The sequence below is a fragment of the Mucilaginibacter calamicampi genome, assembly GCF_042676765.1.
Classification (GTDB): domain Bacteria; phylum Bacteroidota; class Bacteroidia; order Sphingobacteriales; family Sphingobacteriaceae; genus Mucilaginibacter; species Mucilaginibacter calamicampi.
Genome location: NZ_JBHTHU010000002.1, coordinates 176,818 through 201,335, shown reverse-complemented (window position 1 = coordinate 201,335; position 24,518 = coordinate 176,818). Strand labels below are relative to the sequence as shown.

21 protein-coding genes are annotated in these 24,518 nt (G+C 40.9%); 4 read left to right on the top strand and 17 right to left on the bottom strand.

Features of this window, described 5'->3' with window-relative positions; translation table 11 throughout:
• Position 1: 1 nt before the first annotated feature.
• Positions 2 to 5,803: an alpha-2-macroglobulin family protein gene (locus ACFQZS_RS05130; RefSeq protein ID WP_377097946.1), complete on the bottom strand. Its 5,802-nt coding sequence runs from the start codon at positions 5,801 to 5,803 to the stop codon at positions 2 to 4.
• A gap of 148 nt (positions 5,804 to 5,951) precedes the next feature.
• Between ACFQZS_RS05130 and ACFQZS_RS05125 the strand changes: the two genes are divergently transcribed.
• Complete coding sequence (locus ACFQZS_RS05125) at positions 5,952 to 7,313, top strand: pyridoxal-phosphate dependent enzyme (protein ID WP_377097944.1); 1,362 nt, start codon at positions 5,952 to 5,954, stop codon at positions 7,311 to 7,313.
• 110 nt (positions 7,314 to 7,423) lie between these two features.
• On the opposite strand, the gene ACFQZS_RS05120 is transcribed toward ACFQZS_RS05125, so the two are convergent.
• From ACFQZS_RS05120 to ACFQZS_RS05105, 4 genes are all read right to left on the bottom strand, one after another.
• Positions 7,424 to 7,795, bottom strand: a complete 372-nt coding sequence (locus tag ACFQZS_RS05120; RefSeq protein WP_377097942.1) for a DMT family protein — start codon at positions 7,793 to 7,795, stop codon at positions 7,424 to 7,426.
• A gap of 57 nt (positions 7,796 to 7,852) precedes the next feature.
• Positions 7,853 to 9,484 carry an ArnT family glycosyltransferase gene (locus ACFQZS_RS05115; RefSeq protein ID WP_377097940.1) on the bottom strand — a complete coding sequence of 544 codons (1,632 nt, stop codon included), beginning with the start codon at positions 9,482 to 9,484 and terminating at the stop codon, positions 7,853 to 7,855.
• Between the two features lie 106 nt (positions 9,485 to 9,590).
• On the bottom strand, positions 9,591 to 10,898 hold the full coding sequence (gene murA, locus ACFQZS_RS05110; RefSeq protein ID WP_377097938.1) for a UDP-N-acetylglucosamine 1-carboxyvinyltransferase: 1,308 nt from the start codon (positions 10,896 to 10,898) through the stop codon (positions 9,591 to 9,593).
• Between the two features lie 44 nt (positions 10,899 to 10,942).
• Positions 10,943 to 11,671, bottom strand: coding sequence for a DUF4290 domain-containing protein (locus tag ACFQZS_RS05105; RefSeq protein ID WP_377097936.1), 729 nt, complete (start codon positions 11,669 to 11,671; stop codon positions 10,943 to 10,945).
• Positions 11,672 to 12,068: 397 nt separating this feature from the next.
• On the opposite strand from ACFQZS_RS05105, the gene ACFQZS_RS05100 reads away from it, so the two are divergent.
• Positions 12,069 to 13,166, top strand: a complete 1,098-nt coding sequence (locus ACFQZS_RS05100) for a mandelate racemase/muconate lactonizing enzyme family protein (RefSeq protein ID WP_377097934.1) — start codon at positions 12,069 to 12,071, stop codon at positions 13,164 to 13,166.
• Between the two features lie 286 nt (positions 13,167 to 13,452).
• Here the strand turns inward: ACFQZS_RS05100 and ACFQZS_RS05095 are convergent, their stop codons facing one another.
• Positions 13,453 to 14,826 carry a dipeptidase gene (locus ACFQZS_RS05095; RefSeq protein ID WP_377097932.1) on the bottom strand — a complete coding sequence of 458 codons (1,374 nt, stop codon included), beginning with the start codon at positions 14,824 to 14,826 and terminating at the stop codon, positions 13,453 to 13,455.
• 145 nt (positions 14,827 to 14,971) lie between these two features.
• On the opposite strand from ACFQZS_RS05095, the gene ACFQZS_RS05090 reads away from it, so the two are divergent.
• Complete coding sequence (locus ACFQZS_RS05090; protein ID WP_377097929.1) at positions 14,972 to 15,928, top strand: GDSL-type esterase/lipase family protein; 957 nt, start codon at positions 14,972 to 14,974, stop codon at positions 15,926 to 15,928.
• Here the strand turns inward: ACFQZS_RS05090 and ACFQZS_RS05085 are convergent, their stop codons facing one another.
• The 6 genes from ACFQZS_RS05085 to ACFQZS_RS05060 all read right to left on the bottom strand — a co-directional run bounded on the left by ACFQZS_RS05085 (position 15,929) and on the right by ACFQZS_RS05060 (position 17,482).
• Complete coding sequence (locus tag ACFQZS_RS05085; protein WP_377097927.1) at positions 15,929 to 16,093, bottom strand: hypothetical protein; 165 nt, start codon at positions 16,091 to 16,093, stop codon at positions 15,929 to 15,931.
• Between the two features lie 18 nt (positions 16,094 to 16,111).
• Positions 16,112 to 16,384 carry a hypothetical protein gene (locus ACFQZS_RS05080; RefSeq protein ID WP_377097925.1) on the bottom strand — a complete coding sequence of 91 codons (273 nt, stop codon included), beginning with the start codon at positions 16,382 to 16,384 and terminating at the stop codon, positions 16,112 to 16,114.
• Positions 16,385 to 16,446: 62 nt separating this feature from the next.
• Positions 16,447 to 16,719, bottom strand: a complete 273-nt coding sequence (locus ACFQZS_RS05075) for a hypothetical protein (RefSeq protein WP_377097923.1) — start codon at positions 16,717 to 16,719, stop codon at positions 16,447 to 16,449.
• Between the two features lie 55 nt (positions 16,720 to 16,774).
• Positions 16,775 to 17,059 (bottom strand): hypothetical protein, encoded by a 285-nt coding sequence (locus tag ACFQZS_RS05070; RefSeq protein WP_377097921.1) that lies wholly within the window; start codon positions 17,057 to 17,059, stop codon positions 16,775 to 16,777.
• Between the two features lie 72 nt (positions 17,060 to 17,131).
• Positions 17,132 to 17,284 carry a hypothetical protein gene (locus ACFQZS_RS05065; protein ID WP_377097920.1) on the bottom strand — a complete coding sequence of 51 codons (153 nt, stop codon included), beginning with the start codon at positions 17,282 to 17,284 and terminating at the stop codon, positions 17,132 to 17,134.
• Between the two features lie 51 nt (positions 17,285 to 17,335).
• Positions 17,336 to 17,482, bottom strand: a complete 147-nt coding sequence (locus tag ACFQZS_RS05060; RefSeq protein ID WP_377097918.1) for a hypothetical protein — start codon at positions 17,480 to 17,482, stop codon at positions 17,336 to 17,338.
• A gap of 360 nt (positions 17,483 to 17,842) precedes the next feature.
• Here ACFQZS_RS05060 and ACFQZS_RS05055 point away from each other — a divergent pair, with 360 nt between their 5' ends.
• Positions 17,843 to 19,279 carry a tetratricopeptide repeat protein gene (locus ACFQZS_RS05055; protein WP_377097916.1) on the top strand — a complete coding sequence of 479 codons (1,437 nt, stop codon included), beginning with the start codon at positions 17,843 to 17,845 and terminating at the stop codon, positions 19,277 to 19,279.
• A gap of 11 nt (positions 19,280 to 19,290) precedes the next feature.
• Here the strand turns inward: ACFQZS_RS05055 and ACFQZS_RS05050 are convergent, their stop codons facing one another.
• The 5 genes from ACFQZS_RS05050 to ACFQZS_RS05030 all read right to left on the bottom strand — a co-directional run bounded on the left by ACFQZS_RS05050 (position 19,291) and on the right by ACFQZS_RS05030 (position 24,441).
• Positions 19,291 to 19,581, bottom strand: a complete 291-nt coding sequence (locus ACFQZS_RS05050) for a hypothetical protein (protein ID WP_377097914.1) — start codon at positions 19,579 to 19,581, stop codon at positions 19,291 to 19,293.
• Positions 19,582 to 19,719: 138 nt separating this feature from the next.
• The gene (locus tag ACFQZS_RS05045; RefSeq protein ID WP_377097913.1) at positions 19,720 to 20,088 is read right to left on the bottom strand and encodes a helix-turn-helix domain-containing protein; all 369 of its coding nucleotides are present in this window, start codon (positions 20,086 to 20,088) and stop codon (positions 19,720 to 19,722) included.
• A 157-nt stretch (positions 20,089 to 20,245) separates the two neighbouring features.
• Positions 20,246 to 22,531: an ATP-dependent helicase gene (locus ACFQZS_RS05040; RefSeq protein ID WP_377097911.1), complete on the bottom strand. Its 2,286-nt coding sequence runs from the start codon at positions 22,529 to 22,531 to the stop codon at positions 20,246 to 20,248.
• Between the two features lie 333 nt (positions 22,532 to 22,864).
• Entirely contained in the window at positions 22,865 to 23,875 is a 1,011-nt protein-coding gene (locus ACFQZS_RS05035) for a glycoside hydrolase family 43 protein (RefSeq protein ID WP_377097909.1), read from the bottom strand.
• Between the two features lie 101 nt (positions 23,876 to 23,976).
• Positions 23,977 to 24,441 carry a hypothetical protein gene (locus ACFQZS_RS05030; RefSeq protein ID WP_377097907.1) on the bottom strand — a complete coding sequence of 155 codons (465 nt, stop codon included), beginning with the start codon at positions 24,439 to 24,441 and terminating at the stop codon, positions 23,977 to 23,979.
• Positions 24,442 to 24,518 lie beyond the last annotated feature (77 nt).

Below are 24,518 nucleotides of genomic sequence, written 5' to 3'. Positions count from 1 at the left end.
TCTAATTGCTTACTGTAACTTTTTTCATTCCTTCGCGCCCGTAAAATACTGGGAAATACATCATTTCGGCTTTTGCCGGATTCAGGTTGTACTTCCCGTTGTAACGCGGCATAAGGTTGATGCTGAATGTATATTTACCTTGTTTTAGTTTACGACAGAAAATACTAACCCTGTCTTTAAAATATTCGCGGTGTACTTCATTGTTAAGCCATGACTGTTCTTTACTTTCATAAGAGCAGCCTGCCGGGATGGGGATGTTGATCATTACATAATCAGCATCGCCTTTAACCGTTATTTCGGCTTTTAGCAAAACGGCTTTACCGCCCTGCAGTACTGTTTGCCTGTCGCTGTTTTTTTCAAACCAGGTATCTACCGTAAACTCGCGACTTTCCTTTTTTGGCTCTGCATTCCAGAATTGCTGATAACCGGTTATGTAAACCGGGAGCGTACCGGTTTTGCGAACTGTAACATTGCCCGGTGTAAAGATTTCGGAATAGGGGAAACTGCTTATTGTTGCCACCTTAGCACCGCTAAGGGTGATTGTTTGGGGTGTAAGCGGTTTTTCTGCTGTTAATACCTCAGGTAAAATAGTTTCCAGTATCAAAGCGCTCTCGTAAGTATTGCGCCATTCTGCCTGCCCGCGCTGTTCTAAAAAATAACCTCGTATTTTAGTAAGCAGTTCCGGGTGCTTGCCTTCTGCTTTAAATATCTTATAGGCCAAAACGGTTAACTGAATGGAATTATCAAAAAACTGGTAACTGCTTTCACCCCAATAAACATTACCTAATAAGGTGCGTTTCATGCTGTTAAGCAAACCATCTGTTTTAACTGTTGCGCCGGTATTTAGCTGCAAAAGCATAAGGCGATATATGTCATAGTTGGAAGGCTGCTTTTGCGAGTTCAAATCTTTTTGCAGCGCGTCCGTGTATTGCTGATAATTAACTTTCGCATCCAGATTGCGTAGGGTCTGAACACACAAGATCTTGTCTAAACCCTTGTAGCTGTTAACTTGATAGACCAGGTAATCAGTTAGCTTGTTAATGTCCAACTTTACTGCGTATCCCATTTTCTTAGCCTCTGTAAGGGCTTCAATGGCATGCAAGCTTATCCATAACTCTTCATCCGTATCTTTCCACCATCCCCAAAGACCAGCGCCTTTCCTGTTCTCGTCCAGCTTTTTAATTACTTCTGCAATATTCTTGTCCCATTTAAACGGCTCGCCTAAATAAGTACTTATGCGTTTTTCTGCCAACAGGCCTTTTAATTTTGATGCCAGTTGCTCGTTACATAAATACCTGTACTCGCGTAAGCGGCGAGCTTCTTCAGCAAGAGTAGGCAACACCGAAGCCTCTGCCCTAAAGGTAACCGGCCCCAATGCCGCATCAAACTTTAATGTTACTGTAGTATCCGTATTTAATGCTTCAAATACTCCTTTGGTTTCGGTTACGCCTTGCTGCACAAGCGGGATCTTGCGCTGCTCGCCGTCATAATATCCACTTTCTTTTTTAATGGTATACTCAAAAGTGAGGCTGTCTTTACCTGCAGCAACTACGTTAAAGGTGTCAATAAGCGAGTTTGCCACCTCCATTTCGTTTTGCTTGCGCAATTGGTTGTTGTATTTAAAAACACGGTTAATTTTTGCCGGGGTAGTGGTATAGTTAAGCACCTTGCCCAATACGCTCATTTCATCGCCGGTAACAGCAAATAGCGGGCTAACCAGGTTAGCGCTTAGCTGTTTGAAAGATTTGATCTGCGACTCGGCCGATCCACTTTGCTTTTGCGGACCTATACCCGCTACAAATGTGCGCCAATTGGTTATATCATCCGGGAAAGTGGATTTAAAACTTGCCTTTCCCTGCGCATCTGTCACCAATTTTGGCTGCCAGTAAGCATAGTCTGAAAAATTCTTACGAAGGGTACCCTCGCTTTCCGGTTGAGTAGGATCTGTGCCTGTTGGCGCTTTCTTTTTTGTAGTTATTACAATAACCCCGTTTGCTGCTCTTGCGCCATAGATACCTGTAGCCGCCCCGGGTTGTAACACATTAGTTTCTAAAATACTATCGGCTGCTATACCATCCATGCTCTCTGCCGGCACCCCATCAATAATTATTAAAGGTTTGCCACCTGCACTGTTTCCATTTCCCCGTATAGATATTCCCGCGACTTTTCCCTGTAAGAACGATACCGCTCCCGTAACCTCACTGCGCTTTTGTGTGCCATATCCTACCACAACAACTTCGTTAAGCATCGCAAGTTCTTCATAAAGCACAATATTGACCAAGGTACCCGGCCGTATGTCAACTTCCTTCGTTCCAAAACCAACATATCTTATAGTCAGCGTGCCCGATCTGGGCACTTTTATGGTAAACTGTCCGCCGCCGTCTGTTACCGCAGCACCCTTAGTTGTTCCTTTAACAAACACATAAACACCCGTGATTGGTTCACCGTTACGATCTGTAACCCTGCCTGACATGCTTTCTGTTAGCGATGCGATATCCAGGTACTTCTCATTAAATGTTTCCTTCATCCTTTGAATGTCACTTGTTAAAGTGCTGCTGCTGTTCTCCGTTCTTACACTTCTGTCAAGGATGATATCATCTAATTGCTTGCTTACCTCGTCTGCGGGTTGTGCTATAAGATTTATATTATAATAGTTTACTCCATTTGCTTTTACTGATATATTATCGGCTATGTAATAAGCATTATTTGCCAGCAAGAAGTAAAAACGGTAATCATCTCCCGCTGCAAGCATGCCAATATATTTTGTGTTTCCCGGGTAAACACGCATGTAGTCGGGGTTATTTTTACGATAGATAATTATGTTTTTAACAAAAAGAGCCGGGTTGTTCTTGTCGTCAGCCTGGATGATAACATTGCCTACTAATTTGTCTGTGATCTGCGAATTACTGAAGAAAGATGTGGTATGACTACGCAGGTCCAGATACCGCAGCCATATCGCGTCAATTTCTTTTTGGGTTAGTGGATAATCAGTAAAGTGAGTGCTATTACCCGATGGTAAATTAAAGGTTGAAAAAGGATAACGCAACGTAATGCTTTTTTGCTTAAGCAGGCCCGGTTCAAACAAATACGAATAGTGCGGCTCAATAGTAAAGGATCGCCACGGTTGAGTTTTTACACTCAGAAAAGCTGTATTAGGCAATAAAGGGCCAATCAGTATCTGTCCGTTGTAATTTCGGCCGGTTGGCGACTGATTTATTAAATAATGCGTATTGTCTTGCTCTATGGTGGTCATTTTTGCGCCAAAGTTGTCTGTCACCATAATCATGTATTTATCAATACTGTCAGCTTCGTAGTTATCAAGTTCAAACTGCGCCTTGGTAATATTAACGCGTGGATTGCCAATTGTATCCTTTACACTAAATATTAGTTTTATGCCTTTTTTTACAAATACCGTATCAACAACTATATTCTCGTCAGCCGTTCTGAACTTAAAGCTGTGTTTTCCAGGTGTAACCCTAAAGCTGTAGCGCTGCATTTGCTGCGCCTGATCAAAATATACGGGTACCGCGTCAATATAAAGTATATTGACAGGTCGTATTTCACCATTCCTGATAACGAAAGGCGCAACCTGCGTTATACTATCCGGCGCGGTTTCCTCCATTTTATAGATGTTATCAGGATGCGTAAAACGATAATATTCTATGGTATCAAGTTTCAGTTGCTTACGCCATTTTTCCCATTTGAGGGCGGTATCGGCAAAATTGCTGTTTTTGCGTACCACAGGGTAGCGATTTATTTTAGTGGCCCCCGGTATTTTACCCAGATACGGTACGTAGGGGATATTGTAGTTAGCGAACTTGCGAGTTAGCGACCAAGCTGTAAGGTCCGCGTTTGCAACCGGCTTGCCGTCAGCGTTTGTTACAGTGATTTCAGTGTTTATCTGCTGACCTGGATAAACCGCGAGGGGCTGTTTCACATCAATGTTCAGCATTTTGTCTGCATAAACGACATCAATAAACTTGTATTGGGTTTTACCTGCCCATATATAACTTACAGAAAATCTGATCGTACCAGCCGTTTTGAGCTTCATTTTGTAAAATGGAGCACTGTTGTTACCGGCATCGTAAAGGTGAGCGTTGTTACTTATCCAATACCAAAACGATATTTTATGCGGGTTGGTAACCTGCATAAAAAGAGAATCGGCTGTACGATACCCGGACAAACTGATCTCCGGTTTAATATCGTTCATGTCTATAACACACTTTATGCTATCGGTTTCAATGTGGTACGCGCTCACATTGGGATTTACGGTAAATGCGGCAGGCAACTTCAAAAGCGTTTTACTAATGGTATCCACATCTTCGCCTGTGGCATACATTTTTGCCTGCATGGCATTCTGCCGGCCTTTTATATAAGCTGTTATTTTGAGGGTGTCTGTAAGCAGTTCATGCCTTATGGTGTAATTGTTATAATTAAAATTAACGGTTTTAACGGCGCTTTGATGCTCATTGTTCGAGTTGAGGAAATCAGCGCGAACATTGTAAGTGATATCGGCCTTCGGAAATATCGAATTCGGAACCATTACTTTCGTCTCGCCAATCGGTTCCAATTGTACGTTTTTTGTCCATAATGTATCAGGTACAAATACACTTGCAGCTTTAAACTGCTGGTTGGTGCGTATCAAGGTTAACTCAACCCGCCCATCCTGTACTGGTAGATCATTCTCATCAACAGCTTTCAGGTATACAGATAAGGGTGTACCTGGCTCGTGCGTGGTTTTATCAGTGCGGATAGAAAAATTGGTAGATTCTAGTTCATACTCTTCAAAACGGAATTTACCCGCAGCAAACACCTTTCGTTTGGCCAGGTACGCCTCATCCTCCAAATCGCCATCATAATTATCAGCACTATATTTAATACTGGATGGATCTTCTAATGAAATAAAGTATTCTTCATCAAGGTCCAGATCAAGGCTGTCTGTTAATACAAAATTGCTCTCAAAGCCACCCTTACGATAGCTATTAACATAACCTAAAACTTTGCCATCATCTCCGGAATCGTTCTGAATGCGTAACAGCAAGCGGCTGGTATTAATGGGTTTACCATGTTTATCTAATATAAACGCCTTAAATTTGACGGTGTCTCTGGGTTTGTACAGTGGCTTATTAAATACAATGAACGACCGGTAATCAGTTATAACCTGTAGCCGCTGCCGGTATTGCCAGTTATTATTTTTTTGCGAGGCAAAAATGCGTTTTATTCTATACCACTTATTACTGAACCATCGCTTAGTAAATAACGCGGGTGTGTACCCCCGGTTAATCTGGTTGCGTCCCAAGATAAAGTAGTTGCTTACGCCTGCATAGTCAGCCCGTACCCAGGTATGCTCTTTAACAGATGCATGATAGGTGCCTGTTGTTTCATCAAAAGCAACGTTGCTATTATTTATCCTAACGGTGATATTATTGAGCTGTTTTCCGTTTACATCCGTTATAATAAAACGCGTATCAACATTATTTTGTAAGACCTTTAACCACGCCGAGTGGTTTTCTACTAATTCATATTTTAATTTATTTCCGGCCGCAAATACCAGAAAGTAATTACCTGGCGGCAGTGTATTATTCCATTTACTGTCAGTTTTAAAAGAGTCGATGGGGTTTTTAAACCAATTATCATTAATAATTTTATTGTTCAGTTTAAAAGTGCGTAAAACCCCCTCGTCTGCACATTTGTATATATACGTAAACAAACTGCTTCGCCTGCTGCTGCTTAATGGTTTTTGCGCAGCGCATATAGAAAAAATAAGAATGCCGAAAATAGTAAGCGCGGTGGTTTTTCTCATGGTTCAGGCCGGAGGTACAGGTTTTATTGCCGAAAATAAATATAACAATTTAAAAGTAAATACATTTTTAAACCATAATTAATGCCGGGGTTAAGCGGGATAAAAGCTAATTTTGAAGAAAGACGCTTATACGTCTAAACATTTATTTATGTGGTACAATAACATACTCCAAACCATTGGTAATACACCGCTGGTTAAACTCAATAAAATAGCTAAGGATATTCCTGCTACTGTTTTAGCCAAGATAGAGACTACCAATCCGGGCAATTCTATTAAAGACCGCATGGCCCTTAAAATGATTGAGGATGCAGAGAAAAGCGGCAAGCTTAAACCCGGCGGTACCATTATAGAAGGTACATCCGGCAACACAGGTATGGGCCTGGCTATTGCTGCTGTTATAAAGGGCTATAAATGCATTTTTACCAGTACCGATAAGCAGTCAAAAGAGAAATTTGACGCCCTGCGCGCCTTTGGTGCCGAAGTTATTGTTTGCCCTACCAATGTAGACCCGGAAGACCCGCGCTCTTATTATTCAGTTTCATCACGTTTAGAGCGGGAAACACCTAATTCGTGGAAACCCAACCAATATGATAACCTGTCTAACACGCAGGCGCATTATGAATCAACCGGGCCCGAGATATGGGAACAAACCGAGGGAAAAGTAACGCATGTTATAGCAGGTGTGGGCACCGGTGGAACCTTATCTGGTATAGCTAAATACCTGAAGGAGAAAAATCCCGCTATACAGATCTTAGGTATTGATACTTACGGCTCGGTATTTAAAAAGTACAAAGAGACTGGTGTTTTTGATAAAAACGAGATCTACCCATACATAACCGAAGGCATAGGCGAAGATTTTCTGCCGGCCAATGTTGATTTTAACCTGATAGATCACTTTGAAAAGGTAACAGACAAGGATGCCGCTTTGATGACGCGCGAGATAGCCCGCAAGGAGGGAATTTTCGCAGGCAACTCAACCGGCTCTGCAGTAGCTGGTTTATTGCAGATGAAGGATAGATTTAAAGCAGGCGATGTTGTAGTGATCATCTTCCCAGACCACGGCACACGTTACCTGGGTAAAATGTATAATGACGACTGGCTTCGCGATAGAGGATTTTTAAAAGATGAAAAGCTGACTGCACGCGATATCATCCGCAAAAAAGAAAGTGCCGAGATAGTCACCATTGATATTGAAAAGACCGTTTTAGAAGCTATAAACACCATTAAATCGCTTAACATATCGCAAATACCGGTTACGCAGCAGGGAATGGTGATTGGCAAAATAACAGAAAGCGATATCCTGAATGCGTTGCTGGAAAATCCGGCTTTAAAATCTCAATCGGTTAAAAACATAACTACAGCACCATTCCCGTTTGTTGATCTGAATGCTTCTATTGATAAAATATCGGGCATGATCAATAAAGATAATATCGCGGTTCTGGTGGAGGATGAGAGCGGCGATATTGAGATCATTACGCAATATGATATTATTAATGCGATATCTTTGTAGAGGTAAAAGGTAAAAAGCTGAAAGGTAAAAGGCTTTTGAAAACTCAAATTCAACCTTTAACCTTTAACCTTTAACCTTTAACCTTTAGCCTTTCAGCTTTTACCTTCAACTCACCACTTCTTAAATATCACAAAAACCGCCAATACAATCAGGCCGAAACCCACTAAATGGTTCCAGGCGAATTTTTCTGTTTTGAAAAAGATGATCGAGAATATCATGAATATGGTAAGCGTTATAGCTTCCTGAATGGTCTTCAGCTGCACCAGGGTGTAGGGGCCGCCGTCGCCTTTAAAGCCAAGACGGTTGGCAGGTACCTGGAAAACATATTCAAAAAAAGCCAGTCCCCAACTGATGAAGATGATGGATATAAGCCCCAGGTTTTTACCCCAATCGTAATCCTTAAACTTTAAATGCCCATACCATGCAAACGTCATAAAGGTGTTTGATATGATCAGAAAGATAATGGTTTTTAGTCCCCGCATAATGCGCTAAAATAAAAAATCATCTGCACATCTGCATATCTGCAAATTTGCACATCACTACCATTTTTTTGCTTTGATAAAACGCTCGTGGTAACGCTGGTAAAACTCTGGTTTGGGTTCCAGTAAGTAAATATCAGTGCCTTTCTCGCGTGCGTAAGTGTTAGTTACGCTATCCAGCTTTACGTTCGCTTTTAGCATGGCTTTGTAGTAGATCATATCTTCATCGCCTGTATCGCTTACATATATTACATATTTGGCATTGATCTGCGGTGGTGCCCATAACGAAAAACTGCTGGCTAAACTAACCGGTTGCGGTAAATTGTACTGCTTGCCTAAGTGACGTAAAGCGCCGGCCTCGCCATAGTTGGTTGCGTAAATAATAGTTTGGTACTGCTTATCGCGACTAAAGATGTTGTAATTATCTGCTACCTTTTTTGTCATTTCGTCCCAGCCCAGCATATCGGCATAATCCTGTGTGGTAGCATGGTGCTGCTGATCTTCCCATACAGTTACAGATCTAAGTACCTCAGTATGCTTGTTAATATAATTAAAGAAACTTAGCGTTTGCTTAAACGACAATACAGGCAAAACTATAGGTAGCAATATCAAATTGGGTAGTATAAAAGCAATTAATATAGCTATACGCAAAGGGAAAATGGTTTTTACCCATCGGTCAAAACCAAAGCCCCCGGCGGCAAACAGCATAGGGTAGGCCCCAAGCATATAATAGCTTTTGCCATTCATCTCCATTAAAAATAAAAAGATGAGCAGATAGGCAAATGCCAGGAACTGAAACTTGCGCAGTTTAAAGGAAAAAAGTAAAAAGAAAAAGCCGGTAAGCCATAAAATTACAGCAATACCATGCGACATGAGTTGCTGTTTGATAAAATCAAGCGGGTTAATAAAGTTCAGCTGCGTTTTCTTAAGTTCGTCCATATGGCCAAATACCGGCCAGTTGTGATGATTTTGCCATAAAAGGTTAGGCAAAAATAAAATTAAGGCAAGCAAGGCCCCGCCTATAACGTGTTTGTTCCACAAAAGGCGGCGTTGTTTGGTAAATATAAGGCTCAAAACAAGCGATCCGCCGAAAAAGGCCATGGTGTACTTGGTAAGCAGGCCAATACCAATTACCAGCCCTATAAAATATAGATACTTAGGCGAAGAGTCATTATTTACATACTTCACCATTAACCAAACCATCAACACCCACCACAATTGGTCAAACACTACAGGTTGAAATAGATAGCCTGTTGCAGCAAAGGATGGCGAAAATATCATAGCACTGCAGGCCAGTGCTATTGCAAATTTTTTACCGCCCATTTCAACAGTGAGTTTGCCCGTTAACCAAACTATTAATGCGGCGCATATAGTGGTAATTACCCGTGCACCAAAAAGCGAATCGCCAAAGGCCAGGTGTGTTATTTTAGCAACAAAAGCTATAAATGGCGGCACTTCTTTATACCCCCAATCCATATGATCTGCAAGTGCAAGGTGTAAAAGCTCATCGCGATGGAAACCGAAGCGTGAGATAGCCAGGAGGTTAAGGATCACTTTAAGAAATACAAAAATCAGTATAAAGTTATTATAGCTGGCTCTTCTGTTCTTGTAGGGCATGCTTGGGATGTCGGTTTTGATAAAGATATGTTTTTGAGATGAAAGGTAAAAGGCGAAAGGTAAAAGGTTTTGCATTGAATAAATTAATTTTGGGGTAACGGCATGTATATCGGGTTACCGTAATAAAAAAAGGCGAAAAGCATCTTTTGCCTTTCGCCTTTTACCTTTTACCCCTTTACATTTAAATTCTCTTTATATCAGCTCCTAACGCTTTCAATCGCTTGTCAATATGCTGATAACCGCGCTCTATTTGTTCAATATTGTAAATGGTTGATTTACCCTGTGCAGAAAGTGCTGCTATTAATAACGACACGCCTGCACGTATATCCGGTGATGTCATAGAAATTCCACGAAGCTGAACTTGTTTGTCCAACCCGATCACTGTTGCACGATGCGGATCGCAAAGGATGATCTGCGCGCCCATATCCAGCAGCTTATCTACAAAGAATAACCTGCTTTCAAACATTTTCTGATGGATCAATACAGAACCTTTGGCTTGTATGGCTACAACCAATACAATGCTCAGCAAATCAGGCGTAAAGCCGGGCCACGGTGCATCGGCAATGGTCATAATGGAGCCGTCAATAAAAGTATCTATCTCGTAGTGGTCTTGCGCCGGGATGAAAATATCATCGCCACGCAGCTCTAATTTTATACCCAGGCGCCTAAATACGTCGGGTATCATACCTAACTCTTTATACTGCACATCTTTTATGGTTATCTCTGAGCCTGTCATGGCTGCCAAACCGATAAAAGATCCTATCTCAATCATATCCGGCAGCATGCGGTGTTCTGTGCCGTGCAACTCGGTAACGCCCTCAACGGTAAGCAGGTTTGAGCCGATGCCGCTTATTTTAGCACCCATACGGTTAAGCATTTTACAAAGCTGCTGCAGGTAAGGTTCGCAGGCTGCGTTGTAAATAGTGGTAGTGCCTTTGGCTAATACGGCTGCCATTACAACGTTAGCCGTACCTGTTACTGACGCTTCATCTAACAGGATATAAGTTCCCTGCAGGTTTGATGCATCAACATTGAAAAAACCATCTTCGGGGTTATAGTCAAACTTGGCTCCTAATTTTTCAAATCCTAAAAAGTGCGTATCCAAACGCCTTCTGCCAATTTTATCACCGCCTGGTTTAGGTATTGATGCTTTGCCAAAACGTGCCAGCAGCGGGCCAACTATCATAATAGAACCGCGTAAGCTGCCGCCTTTTGCTTTAAAAGCAGCCGACTGGAAAAAGTTCTGATCGATGTTTTTAGCCTCAAAGGTATAGGTGTCGGGTTTTTGGCGCTCTACTTTTACGCCCATATCGCCCAACAGTTCAATCAACTTGTTTACATCCTTTATATCGGGTATGTTGCTTATGGTAACCTTTTCGCTGGTAAGCAAAACTGCCGATAGAATCTGCAATGCTTCATTTTTAGCACCCTGCGGCGTTATTTCGCCTTTTAGGGGTTTACCCCCAATTATTTCGAAAGCGTCTTTCATTGTTGTAGGTTTTTAGTCTATTTGACTATTGGCGATGGTTTATGTTAGTGTTTTTTTTGGCCGCCGTTGTTACGGTTGCGGTTTTGGTTATTATTATTGTTGTTATTGTTCCGTCCGCGGTTTTGATTGTTGTTGCTGCCACCACCACCGCGATTTTGTGTATTGTTGTTCCGTCCGCGGTTGTTTTGTGCCTGTACAGGTGGGCGGTACTCAACTTTACTCAGGCTGATGTTCTCATCAACCTTTAATTCTCCTTTAGATAGGGCCACAAGGTCGGCCAATATACTCTCGTCAGAAACCGAGTCTTTGTTCCATTGCACGTATGCCATTTTCATAAAGTTGGCTATGGCCTGCACCATATGGCGCCTGCGGTCAGGCTCTTCAATACTCTTAGCCTTTTCGATCATCAGCTCAATGGTTTTGCCATAGTGTTTATAACGAATACGCTGATTAGGATACCTTAACGGCTCAGGTTTAATATGTATCGCGTCAATCTCTGGTTTAGGATAGGGCGAATCCACATCAATTTTAAAGTCGGATATAATGTGAAGGTGATCCCAAAGCTTGTGTTTAAAATCGGCCACATCACGCAAATGCGGGTTTAAAAAACCCATAAGGTCTATTACAACCTGCGCGTAACGGTTGCGTTCTTCTTTGGTGGGTAACGCAACAATATATTTAACCATATTTTGTACGTTACGACCGTATTCTGACAGGATAAGTTTATTCCTGGTTGAATTATAATCAAATTCAGGCATAGTATTTTGAGCCATGTTATGTTGTTTTTTTATAAGAAAGTTTTAAGTTAGCCAGGCAAGTTTCCTGTTAAAAAGGCAACGTAGGCTAAAATTGAATTGTATTTTGAAGTAGTACCGCAAATATAACGTAATTGTTTTTAAATAAGCAAGGCGCTTGATTTCAGATTTCGGATGTTCGATTTCGGATTTTAATGCACGGCTAGGGAAAAATTTAAAATCCTGTTTTGTCATCCTTGAGCAATAGCGATGGACACTATAAATTGATAGAAAAAGCGTATTTCTTTTGTTAGATAGATAGGGGAAAAGATATTTTGGCTGTCAAGCCATGCCTCGAATATTTATTACTCTTAAATCCGAAATCGAAAATCCGAAATCCGATATTCCAACAACCGAAATTCTTAACTTTACTACAATGAAGATCACCCACATCGATATATACCGCTTCAGCATCCCCATGCAGCCGTTTACCATAGCTACCGGCACTATGGATTATGCACAGAATGTTTTTATACGCGTGCATACGGATGCCGGCTTTTATGGCGTAGGGGAGTGCTCTGCCTTCCCGATGATAGTGGGCGAAACACAGGAGACTTGCCTGGCTATGGCCCGTGAATTTGCACGGCTGTGGAAAGGGCAGGATGCCTTGGATATACCCGCGCGCCTGCAACAACTGCATGATTTTACTGCCGGCAACACCACCATAAAAAGTGCTTTTGATATGGCATTGTATGATATTGCCGCCAAAAATGCGCAACTGCCGCTTTACAAGTTTTTAGGGGGACAGAAACGCACTGTAGAAACCGATATAACCATAGGACTGGGCACACCCGACGATATGGCTGCAAAAGCATTGGCGTTTAAACGCAGCGGCGCAACTATTATTAAAGTAAAGCTGGGTAAAAAGGCAACAGAAGATGTAGAGCGGATTCGTATGATTAGGCTTACCCTTGGTAAAGATATTAGGATAAGGGTTGATGCTAACCAGGGCTGGAGCTTTGATGCAGCAGTATATGCCTTGCAGGCAATAGGGGAGTACAATATAGAGTTTTGCGAACAGCCCATGCGCACCTGGCATAATGATCGCCTGCCCGAGTTGATGCAACTATCTCCCGTTAAAATAATGGCCGATGAGAGTGTGTATAACCACCATGACGCCCGCATGCAGATCAATAGTGGATCATGCCAATATATCAATATCAAAATGTCAAAATCGGGCGGAATATTTGAAGCGAAGCAGATACATGATACTGCTGCCGAAAAGCACATCCCCTGTATGATGGGTGGCATGTTAGAGAGCCGTATTGCCCTAAGCGCCAAGCTGCACTTTGTGTACGCCAGTCCCAATATTAAGTTTTATGATATGGATACCTGCATGATAGGCCATTTGCAGGACCCCTGCGTTGGCGGCGTTAGGTATGATGGCTACTTTTTAGATATTGATAACGCACCGGGTGTAGGTGCCGATGCTGATGAAGAATTTTTGCAAGGGTGTGAGCGATGGAGTGTTTAACTGCAACGCGTCAGAGGCAGATTGGAAGCTAAATTGCGCCCTAAAAAGTGTTGCAGAGACCAGTAAAAAAATACGATAAGAAAATATTTTATAACTACCTAACTAACAATGTATTAACACAAATTATGTGAAAATAGTATCATAAAATGTGAAGATATTGGTGTTGCAAAGTGTTGCATGTTTAAACTTATAATAATCACAATCCATTATTAGTCAAATAGTTGCAAAAAATGCTGTTGCAAGTGTTGCAAAGTGTTGCCTGTTTTTCTGCAACAGCAAGCACTCACTATTCCCCACTCAACTCCGCAAAATACTTATGGAAAAGCGGTATGGTTTCAATGCCTTTGTAGTAGTTAAAAATATCATACTTCTCATTAGGCGAGTGCAGTGCATCGCTATCTAAACCAAAGCCCATCAGCACGGTTTTTATGCCCAATTCAGCTTCAAACAAAGCAACAATAGGTATACTGCCGCCACCACGGGTAGGTATAGGCGCTTTACCAAATGATTCAGTTATAGCTTTCTGCGCAGCACGATAGGCAACGCTATCAGTAGGCGTAACCACCGGCTCACCACCATGATGCGGCGTAACCTTAACTTTTACATAAGGCGGCGCTATTTTGTTAAAATGCTCTGTAAATAATTGTGTTATCTTCTCTGAGCTTTGGTTAGGCACCAACCGCATTGATATTTTCGCACTCGCTTTTGATGGCAGAACGGTTTTTGCACCTTCGCCAATATAACCACCCCAAATGCCATTAACCTCAAGGGTAGGGCGGGTACCGGTGCGTTCAAAGGTACTGTAACCTTTTTCGCCCCATAGCTCCACAACGTCCAGGTCCTTTTTATATTCCTGCTCGTCATAAGGAGCAGCGTTTAGTTCTGCGCGCTCAGTATCCGTCAATTCTAAAACATCATCATAAAAGCCTGGTATGTTCACCTTATTATTATCATCATGTAAGGATGCTATCATTTTAGCCAATATAGTTGCCGGGTTAGCCACAGCACCGCCATATACGCCGGAGTGCAGATCACGGTTAGGCCCGGTAACTTCAACCTCCAGATAAGCCAGACCACGTAAACCGGTCTCCAACGATGGGTGCTCCATGCTGATCATTGAGGTATCAGATATCAGCACTACATCAGCCGCAAGGCGCTCTTTATTTGCTTTAACAAAAATGCTCAGGTTGGCAGATCCTACTTCTTCCTCGCCCTCAATCATAAATTTTATATTGCAAGGCAGGGTATCGGTTTGCATCATCAGCTCAAAGGCTTTCACATGCATATAAAACTGGCCTTTATCATCGCAGGCACCGCGGGCGTATATTTTACCATCACGCACAGTAGGCTCAAAAGGTGGCGTTTTCCAAAGGTCTAACGGGTCAGCAGGCTGAACGTCATAGTGTCCATAAACCAAAACTGTTGGCTTGGCCGGGTCAATCAGTTTTTCGCCATAAACTATTGGGTAACCTGCTGTCGGGCAAACTTCAACATTATCAGCACCTGCCTGGCGTAGCTTTTCTGCCACATAATCGGCAGTTTTTAACACATCAGCCTTAAAAGCAGGGTCGGCACTAACAGATGGAAAACGAAGCAGGTCAAACAGCTCATTCAGCATGCGCTCTTTATTTTGCTCAACATATTGCTTAATAGTTTGCATAGGGTATTAAATTTGAACAAATATAGCAGGTATTTTAATGTTAAAGTAAATCTTCGCCTTAATTGTGGCAAGGCTGTTGTACTAATAGTAAAAAGCCGCAATGCTTTTATATCTTTGTTTATAACCGATTTTTATTATTGATTAAATGGATTATCGAAAGATAATTTACTGTTGTATTTTATTTTGCTTTGTTAATTTAACAGCATACGCACAGCTACCCAGTTGTAGCGCCGCTGCTCGTTTTTATTCAAAGGATAGTATTAATGTTACTACGTTTGGCGCCAGCACTGTTAATGGCGTTGGTGGCTTTTCTTTTCAAAATTTTTTAAAAAACAATATACAATCTTGCTACACTGGTGTTATAGTTACTGTAACTAAGGATGCTATCCCCGGCGAAACTTCAACGCAGGGTTTAAAAAGATTTCCGGGCGCAATTGCCGGTAAAACAGGTTTTGTTTTAATATTAATAGGTGCTAATGATGCACTGGCTTTGGCCAACAAAACAATGACCATAGGTGAAACTGAAGCCAATATGCGATACTATATTGAAACGTCGCTAAAAAATAACCTTATACCGATAGTAGGATCAATACAATTTTTTAATGACAAGAACAGCCAAAGCCTTAAAACAGCAAATTTATATGTAGGCCAAATTAACGGACTGTATAGAAGGTTGGCTAGAGACTATAAGGTGTATTTTGCAGATATAAACAGGGCCCTGGGGCGCGACTTTAATTTATATCAGGATTTTGTGCACCCTAATGAGGCGGGATATAAACTAATTAGTTTTGTGTGGTTTGATGCCATTAACCAGGCTATTGATGATAAGTTGTTGTTGATCGGTTTAAATCAGAATTATCCTAATCCTGCTTCCACACGTACCCGTATCGGGTTTAGTTTATCTCAAGCTGGCAGGGTAGTGATTAACCTTTACAGCGTACAAGGCAAATTTGTAAAAAATTTATTTGATGCATACCAAAATGCCGGTTATCAGGAAACAGTTGCTGTGCTTAATGGAATTCCACCTGGCGTGTATATTTACAGCATGCAGGTAGGGGGGCAGGTGCTAAGTAAAAAAATGATAATTATTCAAAGTTACTGATCAATCGGCAGTCGCCAATACGCTAGCTGTAGCAACAGTCTGGCTTTTTTCCGCAAGCGTTGTTTTTTGCAATTTCACATCCAATTGTTCGCTTTTACGGCTTATTGATAAAGCTGTTAACGCTGTAGAAAGTAATAAAACGGCTATTATCGCTATCTTTTTCATGTTATAATTCCCGGTAGATTAAAATCTGTCAGCAGTACCCAGGTTTGGTTTGTCAAACCTGTCTGCAGTGCCTAAGTTTGGTTTATCAGTTCTGTCAGCAGTACCTAAGTTTGGTTTATCAGTTCTATCAGCAGTGCCCAGGTTTGGTTTGTCAGTTCTATCAGCAGTGCCTAAGTTTGGTTTGTCAGTTCTATCAGCAGTACCTAAGTTCGGTTTGTCAGTAGTAGTATTTGCAAATGAAGCGATGCTTGTTGTAAGTAAAAGTGCTGCTATTATGATAGTTTTTTTCATGATTTCTATATTTAAAATTTTGGTGGTAAGGTTAAGTGTATATGTTGATATTGGTTGAGATATTAAAATCTGTCGGCAGTACCCAGGTTTGGTTTATCGGTTCTATCGGCAGTACCTAAGTTTGGTTTATCAGTTCTATCAGCAGTACCCAGGTTTGGTTTATCAGTTCTATCGGCAGTACCTAAGTTTGGTTTGTCAGTTTTGTCTGCAGTACCCAAATTTGGTTTATCGGTTCTATCAGCAGTGCCTAAGTTTGGTTTGTCAGTAGTAGTGTTTGCGAATGAAGCGATGCTTGTAGTAAGTAGAAGTGCTGCTATTATGATAGTTTTTTTCATGATTTCTATATATAAATTGTTGGTATTAAGTGTATGTGTTGATGTTATTGAAATATTAAAATCTATCGGCAGTACCTAAATTTGGTTTGTCAGTGTTTCTGTCGGCAGTACCCAAGTTTGGTTTATCAGTTCTATCGGCAGTACCTAAGTTTGGTTTATCAGTTCTGTCAGCAGTACCCAGGTTTGGTTTATCAGCGTTTCTATCAGCAGTACCTAAGTTTGGTTTATCAGCATTTCTGTCAGCAGTACCCAAGTTTGGTTTATCAGTAGTTGTGTTTGCAAATGATGAAGAGATACCTGTTGTTAATACGATTGCTACTGCGATAATAAATTTTTTCATGATTATAAGTATTGTTAAATGTTGTATATGTCTGTTAATGAGTTATTTGCTTTTTAATAAGTTAAAATGAAATTAATCTGCGGTTGCCAGAATGTTGTGAGCGTTCCCCGCCAACATTACAGACTTAGCTAATCCCTGATCACATTTTTTGCAATCTGAATTGTTAAAAAACGAAAGTGTTCCTAGTGCAAAGGCTATAACAGCGGCCAGCGTTAATTTTTTCATTTTAATTAAGATTTGTATTAGTTATCAATTGAATTTTACTGTAAACAATACTTAATCAGCGGTAGCTAAAACGTTTTTTACTGAATAAGAACTTGCAGAAAAGTCGGTAGCATTTGCATGCACGGTAGTTGTTTTTGACCGTGATGATACAGTGCCAGATAAGATTATTGCAATTGTTAAAATTATTAACTTTTTCATATTGTGAAATTTAATATTGTTTTATTATAAAAAATATTCTATAAATTATTCGTGTTAATTATAAGTTAATTAATGGTCCAAATTTCCACGCTCGGTCGGTTTTGTCTTTTTAAACCTTTCCCGAAAAATTTTTTACATTTTTAATTTTTGTTTAATATGAGCTTTAATTTTCTTTTTTTTAAGCCATCATAGATATCTGGTTTTCAAATAGTTAACAATTGCAAATATATATAGGTTTTATTAATTGCAAAGAAAAATTAAAAAAAAATTTAGTACTCATAATTACATTTTTTATATAAACAGTAATATATTTATGTAATATTTATAACTTTCACCATAATTAACCGCAAAGGTGCTTTAATGAAGAAAATTTACGCCTTATTTATTTTTATAATCTTTACAACTACTGTATACGGCTATAATAATAAGGAAGTTACATCAAAAGATACCAGTGAAGTTATTGCACTAAACAAAAGCGGCTATGCTAATCGCTTTACAAATCCCCGCGAAACAGTTATCGATGCTGATAGAGCGCTTAAGATAGCCTTGAATCTTAAGTATACCGCAGGTGTTGCCGAATCTTATCGGATAAAAGGGATAGGGCAATATTATCTGAATAAACCCGATAGCGCGTATAATTCTTATTTCAGCGCCTTAGAAGCGTTTAAGAAAATTAACGACGAGCGCGGAATTGCCAAAGTATATAATAATATAGGCAACCTGTATCAAACTGTTGATTATGATAATGCATTGAAGTTTTTTAACCAGGCAGAAGCTATTGCTACCAAGTATGGCGATAAAAAGCTGATAGCTTCTTTACAGTTAAATAAAGGTAATATCTATAACCGGCAAAACCGCTACAGTAACGCGCTAGCATCATACAATAAAAGCTCTGAACTTTTTAAACAGCTTAAAGATTCTGTTAACCTTATACAGTGCCTTGAAAATCTGGGCGATATCTATTACAAACTACGTAATTACAATAAGGCAGAGGAATTATTGCTGGAGGCTAATGCAAAAGCAAAGCGCATGGACATGAATGCTTCTATAGTTGCTATTAACATGACGCTCACAGATATTTACATCGCGCAGAATAAGTTTGCCAATGCCGAGAAATATATTGACGAGGGCGAAACTTACTCGATGTTGATAGACAGCGCTAAGAATAATAAAAATATTTATGAGTACAAGCACTCCAGATATGAGCTTGAACGAAAGCGAAAGAATTATGAAAAAGCGCTTAGCCAGCTTATAGAAATATACCAGCGGGATAGCGTTAATTATAAAGCTATAGAGTCAACCCGCTTAAATTTATTGCAAACCGAGCAGGAACGTACAAATCAAGCGGCGCAGGTTCAGGCCAACGAAGAGAAATCACGGATAAAGTTTTGGTCTGTTACATTAGTAGCAGCACTTTTATTGATCGTAGTTGGTTTGTTGGTTACCAACGTAAGACGCAAAGCCGTTACCAATTTAAAACTCCAGGAGCTGAATGAAGAGGTATCCAGACAAAAGGATAACCTTGACCGGATAAATCACCATTTGGAAGAGATAATTGATGAAAGAACTAAAGATCTCCAGGCCAAAAACAGAAAGCTCTCAGAATACTCATCTTATCTATCACATCAGATACGTGGCCCCATTGCTACGCTTAAAGGCCTTATGAACCTGGAAAACGAAGGATTGGTTGATAAGTCGGAATGTATAGACCTGATGGGAAAGTGCGTATCTGAAATTGACGATAAGATTATTGAAATGAGTGATATGCTACATGACACTGACCATGGCGCCGTTTAAAGGTTAAATTATTAGTTTGGGAATTTAGGATGTATGGTAGCAATTTCCACCCACCCTGCGTAGGCACAATACCAAGATATCATATGTAAAATAAGATCGTGCCTGTGCCGGCGATAACCGCGTGTTTCAAATGCTATTCTCTCATCGCCGGCTGTCACAAAAAACCTTACCTCGCCCTTACTGGGTGTGAATACAGAATTCAGCAAGTTTATTGCCTTAACCTTTAATTTGGTTTCAGCATCGTGTATGGTGTCTGCACTCGCTGCGTCGTTTGCCTTTGTTGATATTAGATAACTAGCCATATCTTGCTGTATTAAATTTATTCCACAAACTATGTCAAATACTAACATGCTAAAACAAAGCCAAATTAATGCAGCAACATGGGCAGCATAATAAGCCGGACAATAAGTTTTAGTTGGGAAGAACTTATAATATTTGTACTATGAAGTTATTTTGCTGTTACGCAGTTCTTCATACAATAAAATAACCTTACGTTGCAGGTTTACAATTTCTGATTCGCGGTCAAGCAGCTTTTTTTGAACGATACTTAAATTTGAAGGCTGCTGTTCAATAGGCTGCTCGGCGTCCATTGATAATATCTGTACAACGTTCACGTCGTAAATATTGGCAATCTGTTCAAGGCGCGAAAGATTAATATCAGTTACACCTGTTTCTATTTTTGAAAAAGCGGGGATAGATATGCCAAGTTTATTAGCCACATCTTCCTGGCTCCAGCCATTTTGATGGCGAAATGCGCGAATGTTTTTGCCTACAGTTTTGTTGGTTTTCTTCTTCAAATTTTCGTTCATGGTCGTATTTTTTTAATTGTGAAAAAAATTGGGTTATTAATACGAAACCAAAACGTATGCCATTTTAATTATAAGGCATATTAAAGCCGAAAAGTAACAAACTTTGTAGCTGGGGTTTAAAATTGGGGAATTGCTTCTACAAAAGTTGGGTAATTGATTAATTATTGGTTACAATTGCTAGCTTGGCAAACTTTAAAAGCAATTGCTTTTGCCCAATTTCTTTAAAGAAAATAGTAGCCTTTATATCGGGCTTGTTGCCCTCCAAACTAATCACTTTGCCAAAGCCAAAGCGTTCATGTTCTACTTCCATACCTACTTGCAGGTTTGACGTATCTGATGGCTTAAAATTAGCCGATGGCACATGCGCCTTTGCCAGTATTGATGTGGTTTTAACAGGCGCGCTCGTTGTAGTTTTGGGTTTAGGTTTTGAAAAAGCATCACTGCGCCCCCATGCCGTACGCTCATCATCATAATCTGATTTGCTATTGGCGGCTGGCTTAGCTGTAAAATCAAGCTCCAGGTATTGCGCGTCTATCTCATCCAAAAAACGACTTGGTTCGCAGCTTATCAATGTGCCAAATTTAAAGCGTGATGTGGCGTAGCTAATCGATAGTTTTGTTTCTGCCCGGGTAATAGCTACATAGAAAAGCCGGCGTTCTTCCTCCAGATCACTGCGGGAGTTAAGCGACATCTGCGACGGAAATAAATTCTCTTCTAAACCAACCACATATACCTGTGGAAATTCCAAACCTTTTGATGAGTGTATTGTCATCAAAGATACTGTATCAGCATCTTTGTTCTTGTCGTTGTCATCGTTGGTAAGCAGGGCTATATCCTGCATAAAAACGTCAAGTCCTTTCTCCTCCAGATCCTCGCGCTCGCTGAATTCTTTTATACCGTTCAACAATTCCTGAATGTTCTCGTAACGGTTAAGCCCTTCAACAGATTTATCCTCGTAAAGGTCTTTTAACAGCCCGGAGTGCTGCGCAATATACAAAGCTGCCTCATAAGCCGACTGTGTTTTAGTTAGCACCTGAAAGCTTTGTATCATGGTAGCAAACGCCATTAGCTGTGCGGGTGCTTTTTCTAGGTAGCGTGGGGCTTCCAGTATAATTTCAAAGGGACTAAGCTGATGTTTATCTGCCGCTACAATGATCCTGTCTACCGTAGTATCACCTATACCACGTTTAGGGTAGTTAATAACACGCTTTAACGCTTCCTCATCGTTAGGATTGAAAGTTAACCTGAAGTAAGCTATCAGATCCTTTATCTCCTTACGCTGATAGAAGGAGAGGCCCCCATATATTTTATAAGGGATGCCCAACTTTCGCAGGGCCTCCTCCATAGAGCGCGATTGCGCGTTGGTGCGGTATAGTATGGCAAAATCATGCCATTTAAGGCCTTTGGTGCTGCGTTCCTGCATAATGCCTTCAGCAACTATCTTACCTTCTTCGTTATCGCTGAATGCACGCATAACCTTAATACGGTCGCCTGTTTCTTTTTCAGAAAAAACGTTCTTTTTAAGCTGCTCCTTGTTATTGGCTATGATGCTGTTGGCAACATTTACAATATTTTGGGTAGAGCGGTAATTCTGTTCCAGCTTAAATATCTTCAGGTCTGGATAATCCTTCTCAAAGTTGAGTATGTTTTGGATATTGGCACCACGGAAGGCGTAGATACTCTGCGCATCATCGCCCACTACACAAATATTCTCGTTAACGGCCGCAAGTTTCTTTACGATAAGGTATTGCGAAAAGTTGGTATCCTGATACTCATCCACCATAAGGTATTTAAACTTATGCTGATATTTGTTAAGCGTTTCGGGAAATAGCTTCAGCAGTTCGTTGGTTTTAAAAAGCAGGTCGTCAAAATCCATGGCGCCGGCGCGGAAGCAGCGGTTAACATAGGTCTCGTAGATCTTACCCAGCATGCCGCGACCGCTGGAGAAATCGTCGGCCTGGATCTGCTCATTGTTTTGATATTCCTGCCACGATACCAGGTTGTTTTTTGCTGCTGATACCCTGTTCAATACAAAATTTACACTGTACAGCTTGTCGTCAAGGTTCATTTCTTTTAAAATAGCACGCAATACGCTCTTGCTATCATCGGTATCATATATGGTAAAATTGTTTGGGTAACCAATTTTGTCAGCCTCTACACGTAATAGTTTGGCAAAAACCGAGTGAAAGGTGCCCATCCAGATGTTCTTAGCTTCAGGGCCCACCAAATGCATTATACGCTCGCGCATTTCGCGCGCGGCCTTGTTGGTAAAGGTTAGCACCAGTATATTAAACGGATCAACTCCGCTGGCAATAAGGTGTGCCACCCGGTAAGTAATAACCCTTGTTTTGCCCGAACCGGCGCCGGCAATAATCATTACCGGCCCGTGTATTTGCTGTACCGCTGCCCGTTGTTCGGTATTCAATCCCGCTAAGTAATCCAATGCTGTCTCCCTTTTTTATAAGGCTGCTAAATTAGCGATTAGTGCGTAGAGATTAAAGATTAGTTAACAAAGATTGAGTGGTATATTTAAGTAAAACTTACGCGATAGGTGTTGCAAAGATATAGGCAACACTTTGCAACACTTGCAACAGCGTTTTTTGCATGTAATTGATTATTAGTTATTTAGAAGTATTGTAAGTTTAAACATGCAACACTTTGCAACACACATATTCGTCAGGAAATTTAAGTATAAATTTGCTGTAAATTCCTTATTATCAACTAATTGAAAAATGGCGAAAATACCCGAAAAAAGTGTTGCAGCTGCAACAGCATTTTACTTTGTGCCCGAAGGCTTTTGCATAGCAACGCCGTCTTTTAATGGTATGCCAAAATTGGGTGTTCCGTCTTTGTTCCAAGTGAATTTTTGGGCTCGTGGCGCACGTTTACCTCCGCAGCCGTCCCCCGGATTGGCGTTAGCATGGTACAAGATCCAGTCTTCCTTGCCATCCGGCGATTTAAAGAACGAATTATGGCCGGGCGCGTAGATCTTATTTTCAGGGTTTTGCGAAAACAGGGGCTGAGGTGATTTTTTCCATGAGAGACTATCCAGCAGATCAGCATTTACAGAAGCGCTCAACATCCCTAAAGCATAAAAATCCGTCCAGCAACCGCTTGCTGAGTAAATAAGGAATATTTTATTGTCATGCTTTATTATCTCCGGACCCTCATTTACCAATACGCCTATACCGCTGTTATTTTCCCAACTGTAGGTAGGGCTGGAGAGGCGTACCCGCTTGCTGCTTATCGTCCAGGGATTGCTCATTTGCGCAATGTAGATACTCTGCATGCCATTTTTGTCGCCTTCCCAGCCAGACCACAACATAAACATTTTGCCTTTCTGCTCCAATATGGTGGCATCAATGGCCCATTTATTTGTGGCATCGCTTACAGCGCCTTTAAATGTCCAGGCACCCTGGGTAGGGTCGGCCGACGGATTTTCAATTACATACATGCGGTGATGATCGTTAACGCCATCATCGGCGGCAAAATACATATACCATTTGCCCTGTAAAAAGTGCAGCTCGGGTGCCCAAAGTTCTTTACTATAACTAGTACCTGCAGGCGGCGTCCATACCACAGTTTTCTGCGCTGATCCTAATTCGGTCAGATCTTTAGTTTTCCAAATGGTTAGGTTACGCCCGGTTGTTTGGGTATAATAGTAGTAGCCATCTTTATAAATATTCCAGGGATCGGCGCCCGATGGCATGAGCGGGTTGGTGAATGTTTGGGCATGGACGTGGGTAACGATGATATGGAGCAGTAGAAGGGCTATTATTTTCTTCATAAGTGAAAATTGTCAATGTGAAAAGGCTAAGATATTATAATCCTCGCAACAAAGCGCGGGGAGGGGTAAGCCCTTACACCTCAACCAAAACTATTTTAACATTAAAACCACCTGAAATTTGGCCTGCTTATCAACGGCGAAAACGACCAGGGGATGGAACTGAGAATAACCAGCAGCGCTATGGTAAACCAAACAGCCATGGTTTTAAATTTCTCTTTATCGGTTTTTAGTCGTTTTGCCTTACCTGAGCCAACGGTGATAATGCCTACTGCTATAATCATCATGGTAACGTGTTCCATCCCAAAAAAACGTATTACGCGCTCGTGTACTGCCGTACCAAAATTATGCAGAAAGTAGGATACTATAGGGCTAATAAAGTAAAGGCATAGGCCCAGCACAAACTGTATATGCGCAAAACTGGTGGCAATCGTTCTAACCCGGTCATCAAATGTGGTAAACTCTTTGTTTAACAACCAACCCCTGTAGGCCCAAAATAGGGCAAATAGCAAGCTGCCTAAAACCGGCCAGCGGGTTAGTGAGTGTAAAGTTAGTAAGGTTGAATACATATTGATGTAGACGAATATCGACGCAAAACATTTTAAATGTTTACAATTTAACCAGGACAATGGATAAATAATCACTT